The organism is Pirellulales bacterium (assembly GCA_036490175.1).
Taxonomy (GTDB): Bacteria; Planctomycetota; Planctomycetia; order Pirellulales; family JACPPG01; genus JACPPG01.
The window spans coordinates 1-25,868 of sequence record DASXEJ010000088.1; the positions used below are offsets into that span (position 1 = coordinate 1).

At 60.0% G+C, this 25,868-nt stretch carries 12 protein-coding genes and 1 riboswitch; of the genes, 6 read left to right on the forward strand and 6 right to left on the reverse strand.

Annotated features, from left to right (window positions below; all coding sequences use genetic code 11):
- From VGG64_06140 to VGG64_06155, 4 genes are all read right to left on the reverse strand, one after another.
- The coding region (locus VGG64_06140; GenBank protein HEY1599162.1) for an efflux RND transporter permease subunit at positions 1–1,449 on the reverse strand (1,449 nt) is incomplete at its 3' end.
- Positions 1,446–4,829: a multidrug efflux RND transporter permease subunit gene (locus tag VGG64_06145; GenBank protein HEY1599163.1), complete on the reverse strand. Its 3,384-nt coding sequence runs from the start codon at positions 4,827–4,829 to the stop codon at positions 1,446–1,448. The genes VGG64_06145 and VGG64_06140, both read right to left, overlap by 4 nt.
- 8 nt (positions 4,830–4,837) lie before the next feature.
- The gene (locus tag VGG64_06150) at positions 4,838–6,217 is read right to left on the reverse strand and encodes an efflux RND transporter periplasmic adaptor subunit (GenBank protein ID HEY1599164.1); all 1,380 of its coding nucleotides are present in this window, start codon (positions 6,215–6,217) and stop codon (positions 4,838–4,840) included.
- A 221-nt stretch (positions 6,218–6,438) separates the two neighbouring features.
- Positions 6,439–8,649, reverse strand: a complete 2,211-nt coding sequence (locus tag VGG64_06155; GenBank protein HEY1599165.1) for an SPFH domain-containing protein — start codon at positions 8,647–8,649, stop codon at positions 6,439–6,441.
- Between the two features lie 333 nt (positions 8,650–8,982).
- Positions 8,983–9,160: riboswitch (cyclic di-AMP (ydaO/yuaA leader) on the reverse strand.
- Positions 9,161–9,386: 226 nt separating this feature from the next.
- Here VGG64_06155 and VGG64_06160 point away from each other — a divergent pair.
- The 3 genes from VGG64_06160 to VGG64_06170 all read left to right on the forward strand — a co-directional run bounded on the left by VGG64_06160 (position 9,387) and on the right by VGG64_06170 (position 14,014).
- Positions 9,387–11,168 carry an arylsulfatase gene (locus VGG64_06160; protein ID HEY1599166.1) on the forward strand — a complete coding sequence of 594 codons (1,782 nt, stop codon included), beginning with the start codon at positions 9,387–9,389 and terminating at the stop codon, positions 11,166–11,168.
- 269 nt (positions 11,169–11,437) lie between these two features.
- Entirely contained in the window at positions 11,438–13,126 is a 1,689-nt protein-coding gene (locus VGG64_06165; GenBank protein ID HEY1599167.1) for an arylsulfatase, read from the forward strand.
- 162 nt (positions 13,127–13,288) lie between these two features.
- The gene (locus VGG64_06170) at positions 13,289–14,014 is read left to right on the forward strand and encodes a DUF1080 domain-containing protein (protein ID HEY1599168.1); all 726 of its coding nucleotides are present in this window, start codon (positions 13,289–13,291) and stop codon (positions 14,012–14,014) included.
- Positions 14,015–14,116: 102 nt separating this feature from the next.
- Here VGG64_06170 and VGG64_06175 read toward each other — a convergent pair whose 3' ends face one another.
- Positions 14,117–14,755: a response regulator transcription factor gene (locus VGG64_06175; protein ID HEY1599169.1), complete on the reverse strand. Its 639-nt coding sequence runs from the start codon at positions 14,753–14,755 to the stop codon at positions 14,117–14,119.
- Between the two features lie 99 nt (positions 14,756–14,854).
- Positions 14,855–18,028: a two-component regulator propeller domain-containing protein gene (locus VGG64_06180; protein HEY1599170.1), complete on the reverse strand. Its 3,174-nt coding sequence runs from the start codon at positions 18,026–18,028 to the stop codon at positions 14,855–14,857.
- A gap of 228 nt (positions 18,029–18,256) precedes the next feature.
- On the opposite strand from VGG64_06180, the gene VGG64_06185 reads away from it, so the two are divergent.
- Genes VGG64_06185 through VGG64_06195 form a run of 3 tightly spaced genes read left to right on the forward strand, consistent with a single transcriptional unit; the run spans position 18,257 to position 25,766 of the window.
- Positions 18,257–19,543 carry an efflux RND transporter periplasmic adaptor subunit gene (locus VGG64_06185; GenBank protein ID HEY1599171.1) on the forward strand — a complete coding sequence of 429 codons (1,287 nt, stop codon included), beginning with the start codon at positions 18,257–18,259 and terminating at the stop codon, positions 19,541–19,543.
- Complete coding sequence (locus VGG64_06190) at positions 19,543–22,659, forward strand: multidrug efflux RND transporter permease subunit (GenBank protein HEY1599172.1); 3,117 nt, start codon at positions 19,543–19,545, stop codon at positions 22,657–22,659. Before VGG64_06185 ends, VGG64_06190 begins: the two co-directional genes overlap by 1 nt.
- Positions 22,656–25,766, forward strand: a complete 3,111-nt coding sequence (locus tag VGG64_06195) for a multidrug efflux RND transporter permease subunit (protein HEY1599173.1) — start codon at positions 22,656–22,658, stop codon at positions 25,764–25,766. The genes VGG64_06190 and VGG64_06195 overlap by 4 nt, the downstream gene beginning before the upstream one ends.
- Positions 25,767–25,868 lie beyond the last annotated feature (102 nt).

Here is a 25,868-nt window from a genome sequence, read left to right on the forward strand (position 1 = left end):
AAAGGCGCACGGTACGAATACCGCACACAGCACCAGCGCCACGGCCACCACGGGGCTGGTGACTTCGTCCATCGCCTTGCGGGCTGCATCGCGCGGCGCCAGTCCCTCTTCGAGCCAGCGTTCGACGTTTTCTACCACCACGATTGCGTCGTCGACGACGATACCGATGGCCAGTACGAGCCCGAACAATGATAGGTTGTTGAGCGAGAAGCCCAGTGCCGCCATCGCGGCAAATGTCCCCACGATGGCCACCGGCACGGCGATCAGAGGAATCAGCGCGGCCCGCCAGTTCTGCAAGAAGACCAGTACCACGATCGCCACCAGGATGATCGCATCGCGCAGCGTCTTGAAGACCTCGCCGATCGATTCCTTGATGAAGGGGGTGGTATCGTAAACGATGTTGTATTCCAACCCGTCGGGGAACCGAGCTTTCAGTTCGTCCATCTTCTCGTAAACGCCCTTGGCGGTTTGCAGCGCGTTCGAGCCGGGCAACTGGTAAATCGACAGCGCGACCGAGGGCTTGCCATCCAGCGTGCAGGATTGATCGTACTGCTGCGACCCCAACTCGATGCGCGCCACATCGCGCATCCGCACGATGCCGGCGGACTGGCTCGATTCGTTCTTGGGCGTGGTACCGCCACTTTGACCTGGGCCCCCCGTGGGTCCCGACACGGCCCCCTGCCCTACCTTGATGATGATGTCGGCAAATTGCTCGGGATCGACCAACCGACCGAGCGTGTTGATCGTCAATTGAAACTGCTGCCCCTTGGGAACCGGCTGCTGCCCGATCTGCCCAGCGGCGACTTGCAAGTTCTGTTCGCTGATCGCGGACACGACATCGTCGGCCGTGAGGTTGAGCGATGACATTTTTTCCGGATCGAGCCAAGCCCGCATGCTATAGTCGCGCTCGCCCATATAGGCCACATTGGCTACGCCGGGCAAGCGGCCCAACTCGTCGCGGATTTGGATCGTGGCATAATTGCTAAGAAAGATATTGTCGTAACGTCCGTCGGGCGACGTGAGGTTGACGATCATCATGGTGCTGGGGGACATCTTTTTGACGTTGATCCCCTCGCGCTGCACGAGCTTGGGAATCACCGGCTCGGCCAATTGCACGCGATTGAACGTCAGCACCTGGGCCATGTCGGAATCCATTCCCAGCTTGAACGTCACTGTCAGCACGTAGGCGCCGTCGTTGGTGCATAACGACGACATGTAGAGCATGTTCTCCACGCCGCTGACCTGCTGCTCGATGGGCGCAGCCACAGTGTCGCGCACCGTTTGCGCGTTGGCGCCCGGGTACAGGGCCGTGACCAACACCGTCGGCGGCGTAACGTCTGGATATTGCGCCACTGGCAGCCCCAAAATCGCCACGGCGCCCGCCAGCGTCGCCACGATCGATAGCACCGAGGCAAAGATCGGTCGGTCGATGAAAAAGTGCGATATCACGTTTGTGGCTCCTCTGCAGATTCACTCGTCTTGGGCAAAGTCGTCGCAAACTGTCGCTTAAGCCGACGCCGCCGCATGATCGCCCAGGTAATAGCCGCGACCAATGCCCCCGCGACAATCGCCCCGCCGCTGCCCAGCCGGCCCAGGGCAAAGAGTTGCCAGCCGACGATTGCGCCGCCGGCGCACGCCCACAGGGCAGAGCCAATCTGCTGCACGCGGGCATTCGCGAAGAAACGAGTCTCGCCGATACCTTGGATCACCAAGAAAAATACCGGAGTAAAGAAGATGCCAAAGATCGTCACGCCGAGCATGCCGCTGAACACGGCCGTGCCCAATGCCTGCCGCATTTCGGCCCCGGCACCCTTGGCAATGACCATCGGAAACACACCCAGGATGAACGCGAACGAGGTCATCATGATCGGCCGCAAACGCAGGCGGCAGGCCTCGCGCGTGGCATCGCGCAGTGGTTGTCCTTCGTCGCGCAACTGCTTGGCGAATTCGACGATCAGAATGGCGTTCTTGCACGCCAACCCCACCAGCACCACCAGGCCGATCTGCACAAAGATATTGATCGCCATATGCGCCAGGGCCACGCCCACGATCGAGCACAGCAAGCACATCGGCACGACTAGGATCACGGCCAGCGGCAGCGACCAGCTCTCGTATAACGCCGCCAACGCCAGAAACACAAACACCACCGCCAAGGCAAACACGTACATGGCGGTGTTGCCAGCGCGAATCTGCATGAGCGTCAGCTCGGTCCACTCGGTCTTCATCGACAGGGGCAACGTGTCGACAGCCATGCGGTCGATCATCGAAATCGCCTCGCCTGAGCTGAGCGTGGGAAAAATCACGCCATTGACCGGCGCGGCGCTGTACAGATTGTAGCGCGTCACCATGATCGGCCCGTTGACGTCGTGCAGGTCGACCAACGTGCTCAAGGGCGCCATATTGCCTTGCTTGTTCCGCACCTTGAGAAAGTTGATATCCTCCTCGCGATTGCGGAAATGGCCGTCGGCCATGATGTTGACCTGCCACGACCGGCCAAAGGCGTTGAAGTTGTTGACGTAGAGCGAGCCCATGTAGATTTGCAGCGTCTTGTTCAGATCATCGATGGTCACGCCCATCGAGCGGACCTTGCTGCGGTCGATGTCCATATACAACTGCGGCGTGTTCGAGCGGAACATCGTGAAAACGCCGATCAGCCCGGGCGTCTTGCTCAACGTCTCGATCAGCTTGTCGGTGTACGTTTGCAACATCGACAGCCCCAACGACCCACGGTCTTCGACCATCAGCTTGAAACCGCTGGCGGTGCCAATGCCAGGCACGGGCGGGGCGCCAAAGACGCTGACCGTGGCACCCTTGATCTCGCGCTCGTACAACTCGCGCAGTTTGAACATGATGGCGTCCCCCTTCAAATCGGCCGCGCGCCGTTTATCGAAGGAATCAAGCACGACGAACATCGAGCCGAAGTTCGAACTGTTGGCCGTCAACAAGATCGACTGCCCCGAGACGGCCACCGTGGCGCTCACGCCCGGCGTCGCGCGGGCCAGCTGATCCACGCGCTGCAAGATGTTCTGGGTGCTCTCGACCGAGGACGAATCCGGCAGTTGCACGTTAACCAGCAACCACCCCTGATCTTGTTGCGGAATGAAGCCGGTCGGCATCCGCGAAAACAAGTAATACGTCGCACCCAGCAGGCCCACGTAGACCAACAGCACGATCACGGCCAGGCGCAGCAACCAGCCGACCAGCCCCGCATAGGCGTGCGTCGCGAAATCGAAGGTGCGCTCGAACAAACGAAACAGCCAGCCCAGCGAAAAATCGAGCAGCCGGGCCAGCCAGTCTTTCGGCGCAGTGCGGGGCCGCAACAGCAATGCGGCCAGCGCCGGGCTGAGCGTCAGCGAATTGAACGCCGAGATCACGGTCGACACGGCGATCGTTACGGCAAACTGCCGGAAGAACTGTCCGGATATGCCCGTGATGAAGGCACAAGGTACGAAGACGGCACACAGCACCACGGCCACCGCGACCACGGGGCTTGTGACTTCGTCCATCGCGCGGCGTGCCGCGTCGCGCTCCGGCAGCCCTTTTTCCAGCCAGCGTTCGACATTTTCGACGACCACGATCGCGTCGTCGACGACGATGCCGATCGCCAACACCAATCCGAACAACGAAATATTGTTAAGGCTGAACCCGAACACCTTCATGACGGCAAACGTGCCCACGATTGCCACCGGGACGGCCACGAGCGGAATCACCGTGGCCCGCCAGTTTTGCAGAAACAAGAGCACGACGATCGCCACCAACCCGATGGCCTCGAACAGCGTGCGGACTACGTCCTCGATCGATTCGCTGATGAATGGCGTGGTATCGTAGGCGATATCGTACGCGACCCCCTCGGGGAAGCGCGCACTCAGCTCCCGCATCTTCTGCTGCACGCCCTCGGCCACATCCAACGCGTTGGTGCCCGGCAATTGAAAGATCGCCAGACCCACGGACGGCATCCCGTTAAGCGTGCAGCTCTGGTCGTATTGCTGCGCGCCAAGCTCGACTCGTGCCACGTCGCGCAGCCGCACAACCTGCGGCGCCACGCCGTTCGGGCCTCCGTCAACCGTCTTGATGATGATGTCGCCGAACTGCTCGGGCGTGGCCAATCGCCCCAGCGCGCTCATCGGAGGTTGAAACGCACTGCCCGAGCTGCTCGGTTCCTGGCCGAGCTGGCCCGGCGCGGCGGGTTCATTCTGGCTCTGAATAGCGTCGGCAACCTCCGCGGCAGTGATGCTACGCGAAGCCAGCAATTCGGGGTCGAGCCAGGCGCGGATGCTATAGTCGCGCTCGCCCAGATAGTTGATGTCTGCCACCCCCTCCAGACGAAACAGTTCGTCCTTCACATTGATCGTGGCAAAGTTGCTCAGGTAGATGCTGTCGTAGCGGCCATCCGGCGAATAAAAATTGACCGAGAGAAGTATGTTCGGCGATTTCTTCTTGATCGTCAGCCCTTGCTGCTGCACCGAGTCGGGCAGCTGTGGCATCGCCAGCGACACGCGATTCTGCACCATCACCAGGGCCGTGTTCAGATTCGTCCCCAGGTCGAAGGTCACCGTCAAGTTGTACGAGCCGTCGTTCCCCGACTGGCTCGACATGTACAGCATCCCCTCGACGCCATTGACCTGCTGCTCGATCGGCGCGGCCACCGTGTCGGCGACCACCTGCGCACTGGCGCCCGGATAGCTGACCGACACCTGCACCGTGGGGGGAGTGATCTCCGGATACTGCGACAGGGGCAGCGTAAAAACCGAGATGCCGCCGGCCAGCGTAATGACGATCGACAGCACGGCCGCGAAGATCGGGCGATCGATGAAAAATCGCGATATCATCGGCGGCCCTACCGTTTATCGGTGCCTGCCGTGCCATCGGAATTTTGCGCCGCGGGCGCAGTGTCCGCCGCTGCTGGACCCGGCTTACCATCTACCGGCTTATCCGCCGGCGGCGCTGTGGGCTTGTCGTCCTCAGTGGCAGCCGGTTTTGCCGGTGGCTGTGCCGGGGCTGGCGTTTTCGCAGCAGCACCGTGTTCCGCGGCATCAGATTCGGCCGCCGCTGCCGCTTCGGCCACGGGAATCGGCATCGGCAAGCGATCGGGCGTGACCTCGATCCTCGGGCGGATTTGTTGCAGGCCACTGATAACGACCCAATCGTCGGGCTCCAGCCCCGTGGCGATCACGCGCAACCCATCCTCTTGCAAAGCTCCCAGCGTCACGCGGCGATACTGCACCTTGTTCTGGGCGTCGACCACGTAAAGAAATTTCAAGCCCTGGTCCGTCCCCACGGCGCGGTCCGTGACCAATAGCGCCGGATGCGGTTCTCCCAACGGGATTCGCACCCGCACGAAGAATCCCGGCGACAGCAGACGAACGCCGCTGGCCGGCTTCGGATTCTTGAACATGCCGCGGAGCGTGAGCGTGCCGGTATTGGGATCGACTTTGTTATTGATGAAATTGACAACCCCTTCGTGCGGATAGCCGTCTTCCCCCTGCAATCCCATCATGATCGCGATTTCGCCTTGCTCTTTAGGAAACAACTTACCTTCGTTGATCGCGTTGCGAATGCGCAACAACGTGCGTTCGTCGACGTCGAAGTAGGCGTACATCGGGTCAAGCGAAACCACCGTGGTCAGCAGAGTCTGATCCTGATTGACCAGGTTGCCGAGTGTGAAATAGTAACGGCTCACCATGCCGTCGATCGGCGAAGTCACTTCGCAAAACTGACGGTTCAGCCTGAACGTTTCCAAGTTCGCCGTCGCGGCATCGACCGCGGCCATGGCCTCTTCTTCAGAGGCCTCGTACTTGTTGAGGTCTTGCACGCTCACAGCGCCCGGCGTCTTCGAAGTCTCTTTCGCCAGGGCGTTGTCGGCCTGCGCCAGCTTGAGCCGGGCTTTGGCCAGCTTCAATTGCCCCTCGGCCTGATCGAGCTGTGCCTGATATGGCCGCACGTCGACCTCGAACAGCAGTTCGCCCGCCTTGACGTCGCTTCCTTCCGTGAACGGCATCTTGGTCAGATAGCCCGTCACACGCGGACGGATGTCTACCGAATTCGGGGAATCGGTCCGCCCCGTGTAGTCGATGTAATCCACAACATCGCGGCGAATCGGCTGACTGACGCTGACCACGGGCATAGCCGGTCCCGCGGGCAGGGCCGGCGCGTGGCCGCATCCCGGCGCGAACACCAGCGCAAACGCGATAATGGTCCCTAACGGACGGAGAATCATGCCCAATAAACTCCCGACGGAAGGCAGGCAGAGGCGGAGCGTCTGGCAGGAAAACGAGGGCGGAGCAAGAAAAATATAGCTCCGCGATTGCGCGCAAAATCCCGGATAAGCCGCCAAAATAGGCTCAAGTAGCCGGCCGTCGTGTGCGGCCCTCATGCGCCGACGCGTACCCAGGGGGGTGGGCATAGTGCCCCTCCCCCTAGTCGCGCCGTCGCATATAGCTACTGCTGGTCCTTCGTGCCGGATTGCACCGATTCGATGACCTGCTTCGTCATCCGCGCGGCGAAATCTTTGAACTCCACCGTCGCCGGATCATTCGCCTCGGACTGAAAGCCCGATTTCTCAGCCACTAGCAGGCTGATCAACAGCCCCAGCAACCCCGTCGCCTGACCAGAGGGGGCTGCGCTCGCGCCATCTCCGCCGGCGACAAAAACGCGTTCCGGCACCAGCGGCTGCGTGCTCTTGGACAACTGCTCGGCCAAGAGCGACATGGCATATAGCCGTGGATCGCGATACGAGGCGATGCGCTGGAACAAAACTGCCGCCTCCGACAGACCCACGTGCGCGATCCGCTGCGCTTCGCCTCGGCCAGCCAGCTCGCGCTGACGGGCGTCGGCTTCGGCCAGCACGATGGTTTGCTCGGCCTGTCGTCGCGAGCGCGACAACTCGCCGTCCGAGACCACGACCACCTGCTCGGCCTGCTTGCGGGCACGTGCCAGGTCGGCTTCTCCATGGCTTTCCGAAATCTGAATCTGCACTCGGGCGTTCGTCAACTCGGTTTGCATATTGGCCTGGGCCTGCGACTCGTTAAGGATCCGCAGCTTGTCAGCCGCGGCCCGCTGGCGCTCGTAGGTCTCTAGTTGCTCGAACGATAACTGGCGTTGCCGTAGCTGTTCGAGCAGCGTCTCGATCTTCAGATCCCCCTTCTCCGAATCGGGCTTGCCGATCAAGACATCGACGCATTCGATGTCAAATTCGCGAAACCTCTTGCGCAGCACTTCGCGGGCTTCGGCCTGGATCTCATCGCGCTCGTGCAACAGGGCAAGCATGGTCTTCTTATGCGCCACATCGCGAAAGAAAGCCGAGAGCATCGGATCGAGCGTCTGAGTGATCAGTCGCTTAACGTCGCCGAAACGCTGGATGACGCTCGGCGCCCGCTGATAGTCGATATGCACGACGACCGACAGCGGCAACAACGGTTCGTAGGCATCCTTCGTCACCAAATCGATCGATCGCAGACTCTCGTCGTAACGATGCGATTCACTCTTGCCCGTGATCCAGTGCAATACGAAGTTCGTCGTGGGCACCAACACGATGCTGCCGGCGAAGGTATTAAATGGGTATTTTCCGGGGCCTAGAGGCCGCTCCCACACACCGCGCTCTCCTTCGGCCACCCGCTCACCGTGACGGAAGGCATCGCCCGAAACGTCCGTTCCCTGGCGACCGTAATAGCTAACCACCACGCCGACATAGCCGATCGGCACCACGGTCTTGGGAATCAACTCGACCGCTGCAAACCAACGGTTGATAAAGTACGTGCCGTCGGTCAGTGGCAGGTACTGACGACCGCGCCGGCCGCCGGCCCGCAACATGGCCTCGGGATCCTGATAGTTGTTGTGATAATTCTCATCGGCCGGATCGGTACCGACCGCCGGTGCGATGATTTCTCCCGGCGCAAGGGACGGTCCGTCATGCACTGTGACAATGCCGATGCTATCGACTTCTTCGACACTGTCGGGGTCGAGCGGATGAGGCGTGGGCAACGGACGCCCGACGATGACCGGCTCGAAACCGTCGATTTCGAGCAGATCTTCCCGCCACTTGGCCACGATCTGCACTTCCTGCGGGTCCATCAAATGCCGCAGCGCATGAACCCGTGCTTCGGTAATGACGATAAAGGTCGCCGCGTTGATGGCGTACACACCTTCACGCAGAATGGCGCGCTGGCGACCACGCTGACCGTGCGAATCGTTCCCTGATCCGTTGCCGGCCAGGAACCGTCGTGCGTCTTGAAAGTAATTGCAGTCCACGATTCGCCCCAACGTCTGTCCCGACGAAAGCGGGGCTCCGTCGCGGGCGTAGACGTAGCCGATCTTGCCCTGAGCGATCGTCACCAGTCTCGATTTATGGATACGGTATTGCCACCGCCAATAACCGAAGTGGATGCCACCGCGCAGCAATTCGGCCTGATAGCCGGCCTCGCGCCCTAGCGCCACGATGCGTCCCTCGGGCACCGATCCGGCCGCCGACCATAGCTTCTCGACGATGCCTACCCGATCGTTGGGAATAAAACGCAGCGTCAGCCAAGAGAACAGCAACAGCGCCGCGAATACTGCCAGCACGATCAAACCTACCCCCGTCCACCCCTGAAGTAATGAACCCGCAGTAACAGCAAACAGAACTTCCGACCCACCAATCACCCAGGTAGTCATGTGCCCGATCCTTGTTTTGTCTGTGCTGTGCGTTCGACGCCTGAGGGCTCTGCACCCTGCGTTAAGCACTACTTTTCCCAACAAGCCACGATTTGCAGGGCTGGTACTCTGCCGCGCAGACACACCCCTGCCGAGCATCACCGGCGATCATAGATCGCGCGCGAACGCAATCCAGCCGATCAATCGTGGAGATGGGTTAAGTAGTCCCTGCACCCGTGAGAGCCTGCCGAACAAGCGCGCAGCCAGAATTGGATACACGCCAGAACACCGAGAGGATGCGCTCACCGTCTACGCAAAAGACGAGAAAGTGTCCTTTCAACGCTTGGCCGGGATCACATCTCCCGGCGGGCCTACGAGGTTAGCTGTCGGGCTAGGGCTTGAAAGTGCCCTGGTTCGCAATCAGGCGAACCTGCGCCCCGTGAAATCAGGCCAGAATCAAAACTGGCAGCCTGATTTCGTTTGGGTCCCCCGCTACCGCGTCTGGCGACGCGTTATTAGGCTACACACTGTAATTATACAATGCCGCCGAAGGTCAACAATCTTTCGCGCTCCCGATTCGATCGCAACTCGAATCAGCGCTTCGAGATTGGTTTCGTTTCCTGTTACCACCCGAGTGGTGTCGAGTGACGAACGTTCCGTAAAGGCATCGAAGTTTCAGGAACGTGTTCGCGACGTTCCTACTGTTTGTATCGCACAAAGAAGAGTTCGCGACGCATTGCACCTTTTGAGGGACCATCATGCGAGCGGCGATAAGTGTTCTGCTGACCGCGTTCGTCTTAGTCGAGACCGCGCACAGCGCCACCGCGCCAGCCAAGGCGCGGCCGAACGTGATCGTGATTCTCACCGATGATCAGGGGTGGGGCGACCTGAGCGTGCATGGCAATACGAACCTGCATACGCCGCACATCGATTCATTGGCACGCGACGGGGCGCTGTTCGAGCGATTTTACGTCCAGCCCGTCTGTTCGCCGACGCGCGCCGAGTTTCTTACCGGGCGCTACCATCCGCGTGGCGGGGTCTTCAGCACGTCGACCGGCGGCGAACGACTCGACCTCGACGAGCGCACGATCGGCAACGCCTTTCACGATGCCGGTTACGCCACGGGCGCATTCGGCAAGTGGCACAACGGCGCCCAATACCCATACCATCCCAACGGCCGCGGCTTCGACGAGTTCTACGGTTTCTGCTCGGGCCATTGGGGAGACTATTTTGATCCTCCGCTGGAACACAACGGTGAATCGGTGCGCGGCCGGGGCTATATCAGCGACGACCTGACCGACCACGCGATGGCATTTATCGACGAGCATCGCGCTAACCCGTTCCTGTGTTACCTGGCTTTCAATACGCCGCACTCGCCGATGCAGGTGCCGGATCGCTTCTTCGAGCCATTCCGAGACGCCGAAATTCCGCTGCGGCACAAAGGGCCACAGCCCGAAGACCTGGGCACGACGCGCGCGGCTCTCGCCATGTGCGAGAACATCGATTGGAACGTGGGGCGCGTGCTCGAAAAACTCGCCGATCTGAAGCTCGCCGACAACACGATCGTGGTCTATTTTTGCGATAACGGTCCCAATAGCTGGCGTTGGAACGGCGGGTTCAAAGGGCGCAAGGCATCGACCGACGAAGGGGGCGTCCGCTCCCCGCTGCTGGTGCGCTGGCCGGGACATATTCCCCCCGGCACGCGCGTAAAACCGGTCGCCGCCGCGATTGATCTGCTCCCTACCTTGGCAGGTCTGTCGGGCGTCGACAGCAAAGCCGACAAGCCGCTCGACGGAGTCGATCAAACCGAGTTGCTGCTCGGCGCGCGAGCGACCGCGCCGCCGCGACTCATCTTTTCGCATTGGAATGACAAGGTCAGCGCGCGGGACGATCGTTACATGCTGGACCACACCGGACATGTTTACGATTTGTCGGTCGACCCGGGCCAAACCACCGACAAACGACAAGTACTCGCCGCCGAGGCGACCCGACTCTCGAGCGCTCTGAACGAATGGAAAAGCACGGTACTCGCCGAGCTGACGATGGACCCACGTCCCTTTACGGTAGGCTACCGCGAGTTTCCCAATACGGTGCTACCGGCCCGTGACGGCATGCCACACGGCATGGTGCAGCGCAGCGCCCGGGCGCCCAATTGCTCGTTCTTCACCAACTGGAAAAGTCCAGATGACTACATCACGTGGGACATCGACGTGGCGACGACCGGACGCTACGAAGCAACCCTCTATTACACCTGCCCGGCGGCCGATATTGGCTCTGCGTTTGAATTGCGTTGCGGTAGCAATCAGGTAACGGGCAAGGTGACCGAAGCCCACGATCCGCCCCTCGTGGGCGCGGAACACGATCGCGTGCCGCGCGAGGGGGAGTCGTTTGTCAAGGATTTCAAGCCTCTCTCGGTCGGCGTGATCGAACTACCGAAAGGACGAAGCGAGCTCCGGCTCGTCGCCACCAGCGTTCCAGGACAGACGGTGATGGACCTGCGCGGTATCACGCTCAAGCTCCTGGGTGAGACGGGGCGGTAACCGACTTTTGGTGACCGGTACAAGACCTGCGGCGTCCGTCGATCGACGGTAGAATACGAGTCATGTCGTGGCCCATGACAAACGGACAGAAACGGACAGAATTTGGGACGAAACTCATTATTTCCCGGGAAATGCGCTAGATCGTCCGGTCACGACGTCAATTTTCGGACCGTTGAATAATGTGAATAATGTGAATAATTCCCCGCAGCATGGTAGCGCCGCTGGGGGGTAATCACACCAGTGTCGGCGGAAATTAACAAGTGACAACCATGATGTGGATCGTTCGCCTGACGTCGTTTCTTGGTCGACAGCTTTATGTGCCGCGACTGGCAGCCGCGAGGATCCTCGCCTTCGCAGTCATCGCAACATTCGCAGCCAACGCGCTGGCCGCTCAATCGCAGCCGCCGAATATCGTGCTGATCGTGGCCGACGACATGGGCTGGTCGGATCTGGGTTGCTATGGATCCGAAATTGCGACGCCCAATATCGACAGGCTGGCCGCCGGCGGACTGCGATACACGCAGTTCTACAATGCGGCCCGTTGCTGCCCCACACGAGCCGCGTTGTTGACGGGCCTTTATCCTCACGCGGCGGGCGTCGGGCATATGTTGCAGGATTGGCGCGTGCCGAACTACACGTCGGGCATCCTGCCCACGACCGCCACCTTTGCAGAGATTTTGCACGAGGCCGGGTATCGCACGTACCACGTGGGGAAATGGCACGTCGGCGGAGCAGGCAAGGCCGATCACCCCAATCATCCGTTAAACCGCGGGTTTGATCACGCTTTTGGCACCGCGGGCGGCGGAGGTTATTTCAACCTGCAACCGCTCTACCGCGATCGCGAATACATCAAACCCGGTGAGAATTTCTACGCGACCAATGCCTTCACAGAGAACGCGATCCACTTCCTGGAAGACTACGGTCGCACAGGCGAAGGAAAACCGTACCTGCTGGAACTCTGCTACACGGCTCCGCACTTTCCCCTGCACGCGTTGCCCGAAGATATCGTGAAGTATCGTGGACGCTACCGCGATGGCTGGGACGCGCTGCGAGCCAAACGTTTCGCGCGGCAACAAGAGATCGGCCTGCTGCCGGCCGACACCAAGCTCTCGCCCCGCGACCCGGTCGCCAAGGCCTGGGAGGATTTGCCGGAATCGGAGCGTGACGAGTGGGATTTGCGCATGGCGGTTTATGCCGCCATGATTGATCGGATGGATCAGGGCATCGGCCAGGTTCTGGCTGCGGTCGATCGCCTGGGATCGCGCGATAATACTCTGGTACTTTTTCTTTCCGATAATGGCGCGAGCGCCGAGGCACTCGATACTTGGCCTAATCCCGCCCGCGGACATCGCCCCGGAACTCAGACAGGCGAACCGGGCTCGCACCACTGCCTGGAAGTAGGCTGGGCCAACGCGGCCAACACACCCTTTCGCGAGCACAAGATGTGGGTCAACGAAGGCGGTATTTCCACGCCGCTTGTGGCAAGCTGGCCGGCCGGCATCGCGGCCCGCGGCGGTCTTTGCCATGACGTCGGGCACGTGATCGACATCATGCCGACGCTGCTGCAAGTAGCCGGCGCAAAATATCCCGCCGCACTGCACGATCGCCAGCTGTTGCCGTTGGCCGGACAGAGCCTGGCAGGCACATTTGCAGGCGACAAATCGAGCGAGCGGACATTGGCGTGGGAGCATGAGGGAAATCGCGCCATTCGCGTGGGCGATTGGAAGCTGGTTGCCGTCTATCGTGGCCCCTGGCAACTCTTTGACCTGGCGCACGACCGTTCGGAAACCAATGATCTCGCCAGCCAACAACCAGAAAAATCCCAAGAATTGGCCGTCGCCTGGCAAAGCTGGGCCGACAAGGTCGGCGTCGTTCCCTGGGAGCAATTGCCCGGAGCCAACTACAAACCATCGGCCGGCTACCGCAAAAAGTCCGAACCGGTAACGCCGGGACCATGATTTGGCTTTGGCAACTCGCGGCAGCTCGCGATCCTGAATCGCGTGCGCCGGTGCGTTGCGAGCCACAGTTTCCCCAGTTATGCTTCGCCCCATCGCGACAGTACTCCGTTTGTGGCCAGGCACGGCCGGGCTCGTCGTTCACTTTCGTTGAGGATTCTATTAATGAAATCTGTCAGCTTGCTGGGAGTGCTCGTGGTTGCGTTTGCGGCCCTGGGCGGCGCGGGAATATCGCGGGCTGCAGAGCCACTGCCCAAGGCCTTTGTCGACGGCACCGGCCTGGGCTGGAAACAGCTAACCGAGGCGGACTTCGTAAACGTCAACTGCAACGCCGACACTTGGACATGGAAGGACGGCGTCGCACATTGCACAGGCCAACCGGTCGGCGTGATTCGATCAAAAAAGGAATACATTAACTTTGAACTGGTTGCCGAGTGGCAGCATCTGAAATCGGCCGGTAACTCGGGAATATTTGTCTGGACGATCCCCGCCTCGCTCGATGGACTCAAGCCCGGCAGCCTGCCGCAGGGGATCGAGGTGCAGGTGCTCGATCATGGCTACAAGGACCAGTACGAGAAACAGTCCAAGAAACAGGCCGATTGGTTTACGACCAATGGTGACGTGTTCCGTGTCGGCAAGGCGCGGCTGACCCCCTTTCCGCCCATCTCGCCCGACGGCTCGCGCAGTTTCCCGCGCAAGGAACTAAGCAAGGGAATCAACCAGTGGAACCACTACTATGTGCGAGCCATCAACGGCGAGATCCGCCTGTGGGTCAATGGCGAGGAAGTCTCGGGCGGACAAGATGCAGATCCGCGGACGGGTTTCCTCTGCCTCGAATCGGAGGGTTCGCCCGTCGAGTTCCGCAACCTGCACATTCGCGAGCTACCTTAAGGCACCTCTCTCGACGAAGAGTGGCGAGCGTGACATGAAAAACGCTGATGCAAAGGCCTCAATACTTCCGCTTTGCAATCAACGTTTTGTGATCTGTCTTTCCTACAGGTGGATGATTCCCCGTGCCAGGGCGATCGTTACGGCATGCGTACGATCCGTCGCATCGAGCTTTGCCAGGATGTTCTGAATGTGCATCTTGACGGTGCCGCTGGCGGTGCCGAGGCGGGAGGCGATCTCTTTGTTGGCCAGGCCTTTGGCGACCCAGGACAATACTTCGACCTCGCGCGCCGTGAGGGCGACTTGCGGGAAGTATCCGCTCAGCCGCTCGACGACTTCTGGCGGGAGCAGACGCTGGCCGGAATGGACAATGCGGATGGCCTTGAGAATCTCGGTGTGGACCATCTCCTTCAGCAAATATCCGCGCACACCGGCCTCGAGGGCGCGGTAAATGTCCTGATCGCCGTCGAAGCTGGTGAGCGCGATAATTTTGGCTTCGGGATACTCCTGGCGAATCAGGCGGCTCGCTTCGATTCCATCGACGTCGGGCATTCGCAGATCCATGAGCGTAACGTCAGGCTTATGCTGCCGAAAAAGCTCGACGGCCATACGACCATTGGCGGCCTCGGCAACCAGCTTGATATCGCTTTCGTTGGCCACGATCGACGAGATCCCCTTGCGCACCAGGGAATGATCGTCGACGCAAAGCACGCGAATCGGCATCGTTGGCGGAGCGGTTGGCATTAGTGACCTGTGTGCGCCATGCGCACCCTTTCCTTGTCTGCTAGAGTGATCGAGGATCGCCAATAAACGGGTGCCGCGTGGCGTGGAAAACGATCATGCTCAGGCCTCCCTGGTGGCGGGATGACGCGACGTGACGGGAACGCCGTGCGCAGAGTCCGACAGGGGCAGACGAACCGACACGGCAGTCCCCGCACCCGGCTCGCCCGCCATGCGGAATTCGGCACCGATTTGCGTGGCCCGTTCCTTCATACCGATAAGGCCGTAATGCCCCGGCCGCGCCCAAGGCCCTTCCGCGATTGCAAATCCGACCCCGTCATCGGCAATGGTCAACAGAATCTGCTGCTGCGTGCAAGCCAGCGAGACGTCGATCGTTCGTGCGCCGGAGTGCTTCACGGCGTTGGTAACGGCTTCCTGCGCAATTCGCAGCAAGTTGTACTCGACTTCCACCGGCAATTGCCGGGGGCTGTCGCTAAGCTCCAATCGCAGGCGCACTTCCCGAGTTTCGGTAAGTTGTCGGGCCGCCTGGGCAATGGCGCCGGCCAGCCCCGACCGATCGCCAGGGCCGCTGCGCAATCCGGCCACCGAACGACGTGCGTCCCGCAAGCAGCTAGCGGCGTCGCGAATGATTTCATCAAGGGTGCCACGTTCGTTCGAAGGCGAGAGCCTCGCGGCGAGGGCCTGCATCTCCATTGTCACCCCAGAGAAACCTTGGATCAGCGTATCGTGCAACTCGCGGGCGATGCGGCTTCGTTCGGCGACGACCGCTCGCATTTGCTCCTTGATACGGCGGACGCGCAACCGATACACCCCCAGGCCTGCCAGCCCCAATGTCATGCCGACGAGCGGTAGAAACCACGACGTCTGGTAGAAATGCGGCTCAATCGTGAAGGCCACCGGCTCCCCCTGGTCCCAGTCCGCATTGTCCGATTTGCGGGCCATCACACGGAACCGATAATTGCCGGGCGCTAAATTGGTGTAGAAAGCCTCGCGCCGCGCGCCGGCGTCGATCCAATCGTTGTCGAAGCCTTCCAGTTTGTAGCGGAATGTAATCCGCATGGGCGTCAAAAGGCTAAGCGCCGTGTACTCAAACGCCACGTTGGAAGAACCCGGCGGCAGAGTGCCGATTTCCCGCGGATTACGGATTTGACCATTGACCACGACCCCCTCGACGACAACGGGCGCCGGGGGAAGAACGCGCACCAGGCGCGCCGGATCGATGACCAACAGGCCGAGCGTGGTCGACATCCACAGGCGTCCGTCGCGGGTCTTGCACATGCTCGCTTGAATGCCTTCACGTGCCTCGAACGTGCGCATGGCGTCGGTCATCCGGAACGGCGTGCTTTTCAGCTTGGCGAGATTGCCGCCGGCAAACTTGAGCAGATCAGCCCGCGGAACGTAGGAGATTCCGCTGCTAGAGGCCATCCACAACCGATCTTCGTCGTCGACCACCAGGCCGGAAATATCGTCGTCGTAAAGACCAGTCCTCGTCGTGAAGGTGATGACCTTCTCGCCGTCGAGCAGCAACAGCCCGTCCGCTTCGGTGCCGATCCACAGTCGGCCGTCCACGTCCTCGTAGAGTGTGTCGACGTCACGATTTGCCAGTGCGCCACTGGGAAATGGTCGATACTGCTGATCGGCGTAAGAGTACAATCCGTCGCGTGTCGCCGCGATAAGTGTGCCGTCTCGGCGTTCCAACACCGCGCGAACGGGCGCGGCAAGATCGCCGGCATTTCCGGGGGGCAGTACGATGCGTCCCTCATGCAGCTTGGCGATTCCGGCCGAAGTCCCTATCCACAGGCATCCGCGGCTTCCCTGACACAAGCTGGTGACGAGGTTCGCAGGCAGCCCGTCTTCGACGGTAAATTTCTTCTCGATTCGTCCTTCGCGCATCGAGTTTAGACCGCAATCCGTACCAATCCACAGCTGTCGGTCGTTGTCAGCAGCGAGCGCGTAAATGGTGTCACTTACCAAGCCGTCGCTCTTGGTCAAGTTGACGAACCGTCGGCCATCGAAACGCGCCAATCCGGCACCGAGCGTGCCGACCCAGATGTTTGCATCGGCATCTTGGCAGATCGGCCCAACTTCGTTGCTGGGTAACCCCTCACGGACCGTGAAGGGGAGAGTTCTTCGGTCACTAAACTGATTCAGTCCGTGCTTGGTGCCGACCCATAGGCTGCCTTCGCGATCTTCGCATATTGAATAGACGGTACTTTGCGACAGTCCATCGGCCGCGGTGAGGCTTTCGAACTCGCCATCGCGCAGGCGACTAAACCCGTCTTTGGTACCAACCCACAAACTGCCGTCTCGTCCGGCCGTTAAACAGAGGATCGAATCGTCGGCCGGCGAGCGCGCGCTCGACAGTCGATTGTCCCGACCATCCTTGACTCGAATCAGACCGGCTGAAGTTCCAACCCAGACGGTTCCGTCCTCGGCTTCGGCGATAGCGCGCACGCGTGCACCGGCAGGCATACTGGCCAGCTCGCGTGTGGTCCATGCTTTGCCGTCGAAAATTCCTAACCGATTTCCTTCGCCACCGACCCAGATATTGCCGTCTTGCGTTTCGGCCAGTGCGTGAATGTCGACCAACGGCAACCCCTGGTCTCGACCAAAGGCCGCAACTCTGTCGTCCGTAAGCCGCACAATGCCGGCCGAGGTGCCAGCCCACACCGCGCCTTTTTTATCAGCAATGACGCATTGCACAGTCTCTGACGGAAGGCCGTCGGCCAAAGTAAAGCGTCTCGGCGTCGGGCAGCGGTAGCGGATCAATCCCTGTCGATCCGTCGCGATCCACAAGCTATGTGACTGATCCTCACAAAGATCGTGAACCCAGAGGTCTTCCGGTTTAACACCCGCGCATTCACGAACCGTTGTGAAGCGCAATCCGTCGAAGCGAATCAGTCCGGCCGGCGATCCCAACCACAGATAACCGTCGCTGGTTTGCGAGACGACAAAAATCTTGGGATCTGGCAAACCTTGCGGTACCTGCCACACGCGGTGAAACGCCTGCGTTAATGCTCGCGCTGCGTCGAGCGCGTTGGCCGACTCAGTTATGCCAACGATCGCGATTAAGAGGGTTAATAGGAATACAAGCACGGCCGGTCGGCGCGCGGGTTTCAAATACGAAACGATCGCACGATTAAGGCCGGATTGAATCTCGATGTGCATGTCCTGATAGCCCTCCGGCAGAGTCCGAAAAAGCGCGACGGCTAGCGAAAACCGGGACTGCACACCCCGTCGCAGCACGGTAATTATCCGACGCTCCACCCACCTCATCTTCCACTATATCCGTGTTCCCAGGGGGGCGGAAACTGGCGTTGTCATGAATCCTCTTGCACGCTATGCCAAATGGCATAGCGTTAATCTGGCCACGTTACGATTGCCGTGAGGCTGAATAACGTACATGATGGTGGAGGGTGCTGACGGTCACGCTACGTCTTGAGTGGGGCGCCCGCAATCCTTCATCACGCCTGACCAGCCGGCAGGGGCGTCGAGGTGGCCAGTATGATCTCGAAAGTCCTCGTCAAGTCGCCCGAGCATAGACAGCAGCCGACAACGGCGCTGCCTCCGCTTGGGCATCCGCCCAAGGCTCGCCGCCGCATGGGCAGATGGCTTGCCTTGGCCGTCTTGGTTGGCGCTGCTGCGGCCGCCTATTTCACCGTACCTTGGGAGACCGTCGCAGGGTTGCTACCGTTAGGCGGCGCCAAGCCTGTCGCCACACGCGAAGTGCGGGCCATTCCGGTCGTAGCCGTAGCCGCCCGGCAGGGCGATATGAGCTTGTATCTCAACGGCCTCGGGTCCGTGACAGCGCTCTACACGGTCACGCTCCGCAGCCGGGTTGATGGCGAGCTTCTGAAGGTCGCATTTTCGGAGGGTCAGGTTGTCGAGAAGGGAGACCTACTAGCTCAGATCGATCCACGTCCCTACCTGGTTCAACGCCTGCAAGCGCAAGGGCAATTGCTCAAGGATGAAGCGGCCCGGCAAATCGCCCAACTCAATCTGGATCGCTTTTTGGCCCTGCTCCCCAACAGGACAGTAACCCAGCAACAAGTGGACGAGCAAATAGCACTCGTCAAACAGGCCGAGGGTGCTATCGAGGCTGACCAGGCGTTGATCAAGAACATTGATCTGCAACTCGAATACTGCAAGATCGTGGCACCGATCCCCGGCACCATCGGGCTGCGTCTAGTCGACCCCGGGAACATGGTTAAGGCCAACGATCCGACCGGCATGGCCGTGATCAATCAATTGCAGCCCATCACAGTTGTCTTCACCATCCCGCAAGATGATATTTCCCGGCTGCAAAAACAAATCAACTCGGGACGCGAACTCGGCGTTGATGCGTTCGACCGCGATTTCAAAAATAAGCTTGCCAGCGGCACGCTCAAGGCACTGGATAATCAGGTCGACGTCACGACCGGAACGGTCAAATTGAAGGCGATCTTCCAGAACGAAGATCACATGCTGTTTCCCAATCAATTCGTGAACGCCCGGTTGTTGGTCGATACGATGCACGACGCGGTAATCGTCCCTGCGGCGGCAGTACAGCAGGGGCCCACCGGCACGCTGGTTTACGTGGTGGGGCCGGATTCTACGGTGGAAGTGCGACCCGTGACCGTCGGACCCACCGAGGCAGACGAGACCACCATTGCCAGCGGGTTGTCGCCGGGTGATGTGGTCGTGGTGGACGGCGTCGACAAGCTTCAGCAGGGAACCAAAGTCGCACTGCGAGAGCGTGTGTCGCCCGCCGGCGGCGTGCCCACTGCCGGACGCCCCGCGCAAGGTTCCTAATGAATCCCTCTCGGCCATTCATTCTGCGGCCCGTCGCCACGGTGCTGTTGATGGCCGCCATTCTGCTGACGGGCATCGTCGCCTATTACCAGTTGCCGGTTTCGGCGCTGCCGCAGGTCGATTACCCGACGATTCAAGTCATGACGTTTTACCCCGGTGGAAGCCCCGAGGTCATGGCGTCGTCCGTTACGGCCCCCTTGGAGCGGCAATTTGGCCAGGTACCCGGTCTGAACCAGATGACGTCAAGCAGCTCGGAAGGCTGCTCGGTGATCACGCTGCAATTCATTCTCGATCTGAATATCGACGTGGCCGAGCAGCAGGTGCAAGCCGCGATCAATGCCGCGGCGACGTTCCTGCCGCGCGATCTGCCGGTCCCTCCCATCTACAGCAAGACAAATCCGGCGGACGCACCGATTCTGACACTGGCCCTCACCTCGTCCACGCTCCCCCTGTCCAAGGTGCAGGATTTCGCCGATACCCGGCTGGCCCAGAAGATCTCGCAGCTCTCCGGCGTCGGGCTGGTAAGCATCAGCGGAGGGCAAAAGCCCGCCGTGCGCATCCAGGCCAACCCGACGGCATTGTCCGCACTTGGCATGAGTTTGGAAGATGTCCGCATGGCGGTTTCGCTGGCCAACGTAAACCAGGCCAAGGGCAGCTTCGATGGCAGCCGCCAATCGTTCACCATCAGCGCCAATGATCAACTGCTCACGAGCGACCAATACCGCAAGCTGATTATCGCCTACCGCAACGGCGCTCCGGTGATCCTGTCGGATGTAGCCAGCGTCATCGACGGCGTTGAGAACGCCCGGCAAGCTGCGTGGATGAACGAGATTCCGGCCGTGATTCTCAACATTCAGCGGCAACCCGGGGCAAACATCATTGACGTGGTCGAACGCGTCAAAAAACTGTTGGTCCAGCTCCGCGCCTCGCTGCCCGCGGCGATTTCGATTTCAGTGCTGACCGACCGTACCACTACGATTCGGGCCTCGGTCGAAGACGTGCAGTTCGAGTTGGTCCTGACCATTGGGCTGGTGGTGCTGGTCATCTTTTTGTTCCTGCGCAGTCTGACGGCCACCGTGATTCCGAGCGTGGCTGTCCCGCTGTCCTTGGTCGGAACGTTTGCGGTGATGTACCTGCTGGGGTACAGCCTGAACAACCTTACGTTGATGGCGTTGACGATCTCGACCGGCTTTGTCGTCGACGACGCCATCGTCATGATCGAGAACATCGCGCGCTACATCGAACAAGGCGAAGCGCCGATGGCGGCGGCGTTAAAGGGTTCGTCCGAAATCGGTTTCACCATCGTATCGCTCACGATCTCGCTCATCGCGGTACTGATACCCCTGCTGTTCATGGGCGATATCGTCGGCCGGCTCTTTCGCGAGTTCGCAGTTACGCTGAGCGTCACCATTCTGGTGTCAGCGCTGGTGTCACTGACGCTCACCCCCATGATGGCCGCGCGCATCCTGCAGCATCAGCCCGAGTCGCAGCAGGGGATGATGTACCGCCTGTCCGAGAGCTTTTTCAACGAGGTGATCCGCTGGTACGGCGGCACACTGAGATGGGTGCTCCGGCATCAGGTCATGACGCTTGTGGTCGCGATCGCCACGCTGCTGGCCACCGTGTACCTGTACATTGTCGTGCCCAAAGGCTTTTTCCCCGTTCAGGACGGCGGCGTGATCTTGGGCATCTCGGAAGCCCCGCACACGGTTAGCTTTGCAGCCATGTCCGAGCTGCAACAGAAGTTGACCCACGTCATCGTAAAAGACCCGGCCGTCGAAAGCTTGTCGTCGTTCATCGGCATCGACGGCACGAACTCGACGCTCAACAGCGGCCGGATTTTGATTAACCTCAAGCCGCTCGAAGATCGTCACATATCGGCCTCTACCGTCATCCGCCGCCTGCAGGGCGAACTCGAACATGTTGACGGCATCACGCTCTTCATGCAGCCGGTGCAGGACCTGACCGTAGAAACCAGGGTCAGCCGCACGCAGTTCCAGTACAGCCTGGAAGATCCAGATGCAAAAGAACTGAGCCTGTGGGTTCCCCAGCTGGTAAGCCGTTTGAAGACATGCCCTCAACTGGTCGATGTGACGAGTGATCAGCAGGACATGGGACGACAGATTCGCGTCGTCATCGATCGGGACTCGGCGTCACGGTTGGGCATCACGCCGCAAATGATCGATGACGTGCTGTACGACGCGTTCGGTCAACGGCAGATATCGATGATGTTCACGCAACTGAACCAATACCGGGTCGTGCTGGAGGTTAAGCCCGAGTTCCGCGATAATCCACAAGACATCAGCAACATTTACATTCATTCTCCGCTGGCGGGAAAAGTACCACTTGGCACGTTCACGCGCATCGAAGAGTTGAATGCGCCGCTGGCCGTTAACCATCAGGGCCAGTTTCCGGTGACCACGATCTCGTTCAACCTGGCGCCGGGGTCGTCTTTGGGTGACGCAGTGCAAGCGGTGGAACAGGCTAAAGAAGAACTCGACCTGCCGCTGAGTATCAATGCTACGTTCCAAGGCACGGCGAAGGCATTTCAGGCGTCGTTGCGCAATGAGCCGTTATTAATTCTGGCGGCGCTCGTTACGGTATATATCGTACTCGGCGTACTCTACGAGAGTTACATTCATCCGATCACGATTCTCTCGACGCTGCCGTCAGCTGGCGTCGGCGCATTATTGGCGCTCATGCTCTTCGGCATGGACTTGGATGTGATCGCGCTGATCGGCATCATCCTGCTGATCGGCATTGTGAAGAAGAATGCGATCATGATGATCGACTTTGCACTCGAGGCCGAGCGGCACGAGGGCAAGCCGCCGGGAGAGGCCATCTACGAAGCCTGCCTGTTGCGCTTCCGGCCCATTATGATGACCACCATGGCCGCGCTATTGGGTGCACTGCCGCTGGCGCTGGGAAACGGCGTCGGTTCCGAGCTACGACGCCCCTTGGGCATTACGATTATTGGCGGCCTATTGGTAAGCCAGGTACTGACGTTGTACACAACCCCGGTCATCTATTTGGCCTTCGACGGTATTGCCAAACGCCTCCGCAAGCGGTCGTCCTCGGAACCTGCGGCCACGCCCGTGGGGGAGGATTGGACATGAGTCTCTCGACTCCGTTCATCTATCGCCCGATCGGCACGACCTTGATCACCGTGGCGATCACGCTGGTCGGAGCCCTGGGATATTTTCTGCTGCCTGTTTCGCCACTGCCGCAGGTCGAATTCCCCACGATCCAAGTGAATGCATCGCTTCCCGGTGCCAGCCCCGAGACGATGGGTTCGGCGGTTGCTACTCCGCTTGAGCGGCAATTCGGTCGTATCGCCGGTGTAACCGAGATGACGTCGATGAGCTTCTTGGGCTCGACTTCGATCACGATGCAATTCGATCTGAATCGGAACATCGACGCGGCAGCTCGCGATGTCCAGGCCGCCATCAATGCCGCCAGAAGTCAGTTACCTGCCAATCTGCCCAGCAACCCTACTTATCGCAAGGTGAACCCGGCCGATGCGCCGGTGATGATATTGGCGTTGACGTCAGATACCTACGAGAAGGCCCGTATATATGACGCAGCCTCGACGATCCTGCAGCAAAAGTTGTCGCAGGTGCGCGGGGTCGGGCAAGTGATCGTCGGCGGTGGCGCACCACCGGCGGTCCGCGTCGACGTGAATCCTACCTCATTGAACCATTTGGGATTGGTCCTGGAAGATGTGCGTACCGTACTGGGCACGGCCAACGCCAATCGCCCCAAGGGTCACATCGCGGATGACGATCGAGCCTGGTCGATCACGACCACGGATCAGCTTCTGAAAGCCGACGAATACCGCCCCCTGATCGTGGCCTATCGCAACGGCGCACCCATTCGACTCCAGGATATCGCCACCGTTACGGACGGGGTCGAAGACATCTTTGCGAAGGGGCTCTCTGACGGCAAGCCGGCGGTGCAGATCATCATCTTTCGCCAGCCGAACGCCAATATTATTCAGACTGTCGACCGTGTGCGTGCACTGCTGCCGCGACTGCAGGCCGAAATTCCCGCCGGCATCGAATTGGCCGTGGCGCTCGATCGCACGACGACGATTCGCGCCTCGGTCGAGGATGTGCAGTTTACGCTCGTGATTTCGATCGGCCTGGTGATCCTGGTTGTGTTTTTGTTCCTGCGCGATTTGCGCGCGACCTTCATTCCCAGCATCGTCGTCCCCGTGTCGCTGATCGGCACATTCGGCGTCATGTATTTGATGGACTACAGCCTCGATAATCTGTCGCTCATGGCACTTACCGTCGCGACGGGCTTCGTCGTGGATGACGCCATCGTGGTGATCGAGAACATTAATCGACATCTCGAAGAAGGGATGAAACCACTCGCTGCCGCCCTGCACGGCGCACAGGAAATCGGCTTTACCGTACTCTCGATCAGCGTCTCGCTTGTTGCGGTATTCATACCGATCTTGCTCATGGGAGGAATCGTCGGGCGCTTGTTCCGTGAGTTCGCCGTGACACTGTCTGTCGCCATCGCAGTCTCGATGTTGATCTCGCTGACGACGACGCCAATGATGTGTGCCACGTTGCTAAAAAGCCATGGCAAAGATAGTCATGGCTGGTTCTATCGGGTGAGCGAATGGTTTTTTGATGTCGTTTTGCGGGCCTACGAAATCACGCTCGGATTCGTCTTGCGCCATCAGCGGATTACAATGCTGGTCACGCTGCTGACGCTGGCTTTTACCGTTTACCTGTACGTCATCATCCCCAAGGGTTTTTTTCCTCAGCAAGACACCGGGCGTCTGAGTGGTTCGATCGTGGCCGATCAAAACACGTCGTATCAGGCGATGGAGCACCTGTTGACGCGATTCGCCAGCACCGTCAGCGAGGATCCGGCCGTCGAGGGCGTTATCGCCTTCACCGGCGGTCAAGGCGGAACGGCCAACGCCGGACGCATGTTCGTCAGTCTGAAGGCGCTGGAAGAGCGAAAGATGTCCGCGGACGAGGTGATCGGAAGATTGCGTGGAAAGCTGGCCCGTATTCCAGGGGGCACCCTGTTTCTACAAGCCGTGCAGGACCTTCGCATCGGCGGTCGATCCAGCAGTTCGCAGTACCAGTTCACCCTGCAGGGTGACAACCTGGACGACCTGGTCGAATGCGGTCCTGTCGTGCTGCGCGAGATTCGCAAGCTATCGACCGTGGTTGACGTCAGCACCGATCAACAGAATCGCGGATTGCAAGCATCGCTCGACATCGATCGACTGATGGCGGCGCGGCTGGGCATTACGCAGCAATCGATCGACGACACGCTGTACGATGCATTTGGGCAGCGAATGGTGTCGACGATGTACATGCCACTCAACCAATATCACGTCGTGATGGAGGTCGACCCCGGTTTTCGTCAGGATCCTACAGGCCTGAAGCACATCTATGTCGCCGGCGCCATGCAAGCGGAAGTTCCGCTTAGCGAGTTTTCCAAGTCCTCGACCAAGACCACAGCCTTGGCCGTCACGCATTCCGGCTTTTTCCCCTCGGTCACGATCTCGTTCAACTTGGCGCCGGGAGCTTCACTAGGTGAAGCGGTCGAACAAATCCAGGACGTGCAGCGCGAGCTGGCGCTGCCCGCCACGATCCGCAGCAGCTTTTCCGGTGCCGCCCAGGCGTTTCAGGCCTCGTTGCGAAACGAGCCGATTCTGATTCTCGCGGCCTTGGTCACGGTGTACATCGTCTTGGGAATACTCTACGAGAGCTTCATTCACCCGATAACGATTCTGTCGACGCTCCCTTCGGCCGGCGTAGGCGCGCTACTCGCGCTGATGCTCTGCCGGACGGAATTGAACGTGATGGGCTTGATTGGCATCATTTTGCTGATCGGCATCGTCAAGAAAAACGCGATCATGATGATCGATTTCGCGCTCGAAGCGGAGCGCAAGGATGGCACGCCTCCGGACGAGGCCATATTCCAGGCTTGCATCCTGCGATTTCGCCCGATCATCATGACGACCATGGCCGCTCTATTGGGCGGTCTCCCCTTGGCCCTGGGAACGGGCAATGGAGCCGAGTTACGGCGGCCGCTGGGCATCGCCATCGTCGGAGGCTTGATCTTCAGCCAGGTTTTGACGCTCTACACGACACCGGTTGTGTATCTGTACCTCGACCAATTCCGCCTATGGTGTGCACAATGGCGGCGACGCGCGCCGCATGCCGCAGTCGAGGAACTCGTCGAAGTGTAGCACCGGCCTGGCGGCAATGGATAGATTTTGCCCTTTAGGCCAGACTAAACGCTGCCAGACGCCTTGATAAGTCCCGGTCCACATTCGTATACTGGCGGGTCT

What these genes read in the sequence shown, in the direction of transcription:
- VGG64_06165 (HEY1599167.1), top strand. Translation starts at nt 11,438, where the DNA reads ATGATGTGGATCGTTCGCCTGACGTCGTTTCTTGGTCGACAGCTTTAT.
- VGG64_06150 (HEY1599164.1), bottom strand. Translation starts at nt 6,217, where the DNA reads ATGATTCTCCGTCCGTTAGGGACCATTATCGCGTTTGCGCTGGTGTTC.
- VGG64_06180 (HEY1599170.1), bottom strand. Translation starts at nt 18,028, where the DNA reads ATGAGGTGGGTGGAGCGTCGGATAATTACCGTGCTGCGACGGGGTGTG.
- VGG64_06195 (HEY1599173.1), top strand. Translation starts at nt 22,656, where the DNA reads ATGAGTCTCTCGACTCCGTTCATCTATCGCCCGATCGGCACGACCTTG.
- VGG64_06155 (HEY1599165.1), bottom strand. Translation starts at nt 8,649, where the DNA reads ATGACTACCTGGGTGATTGGTGGGTCGGAAGTTCTGTTTGCTGTTACT.
- VGG64_06175 (HEY1599169.1), bottom strand. Translation starts at nt 14,755, where the DNA reads ATGCCAACCGCTCCGCCAACGATGCCGATTCGCGTGCTTTGCGTCGAC.
- VGG64_06170 (HEY1599168.1), top strand. Translation starts at nt 13,289, where the DNA reads ATGAAATCTGTCAGCTTGCTGGGAGTGCTCGTGGTTGCGTTTGCGGCC.
- VGG64_06145 (HEY1599163.1), bottom strand. Translation starts at nt 4,829, where the DNA reads ATGATATCGCGATTTTTCATCGATCGCCCGATCTTCGCGGCCGTGCTG.
- VGG64_06190 (HEY1599172.1), top strand. Translation starts at nt 19,543, where the DNA reads ATGAATCCCTCTCGGCCATTCATTCTGCGGCCCGTCGCCACGGTGCTG.
- VGG64_06160 (HEY1599166.1), top strand. Translation starts at nt 9,387, where the DNA reads ATGCGAGCGGCGATAAGTGTTCTGCTGACCGCGTTCGTCTTAGTCGAG.
- VGG64_06185 (HEY1599171.1), top strand. Translation starts at nt 18,257, where the DNA reads ATGATCTCGAAAGTCCTCGTCAAGTCGCCCGAGCATAGACAGCAGCCG.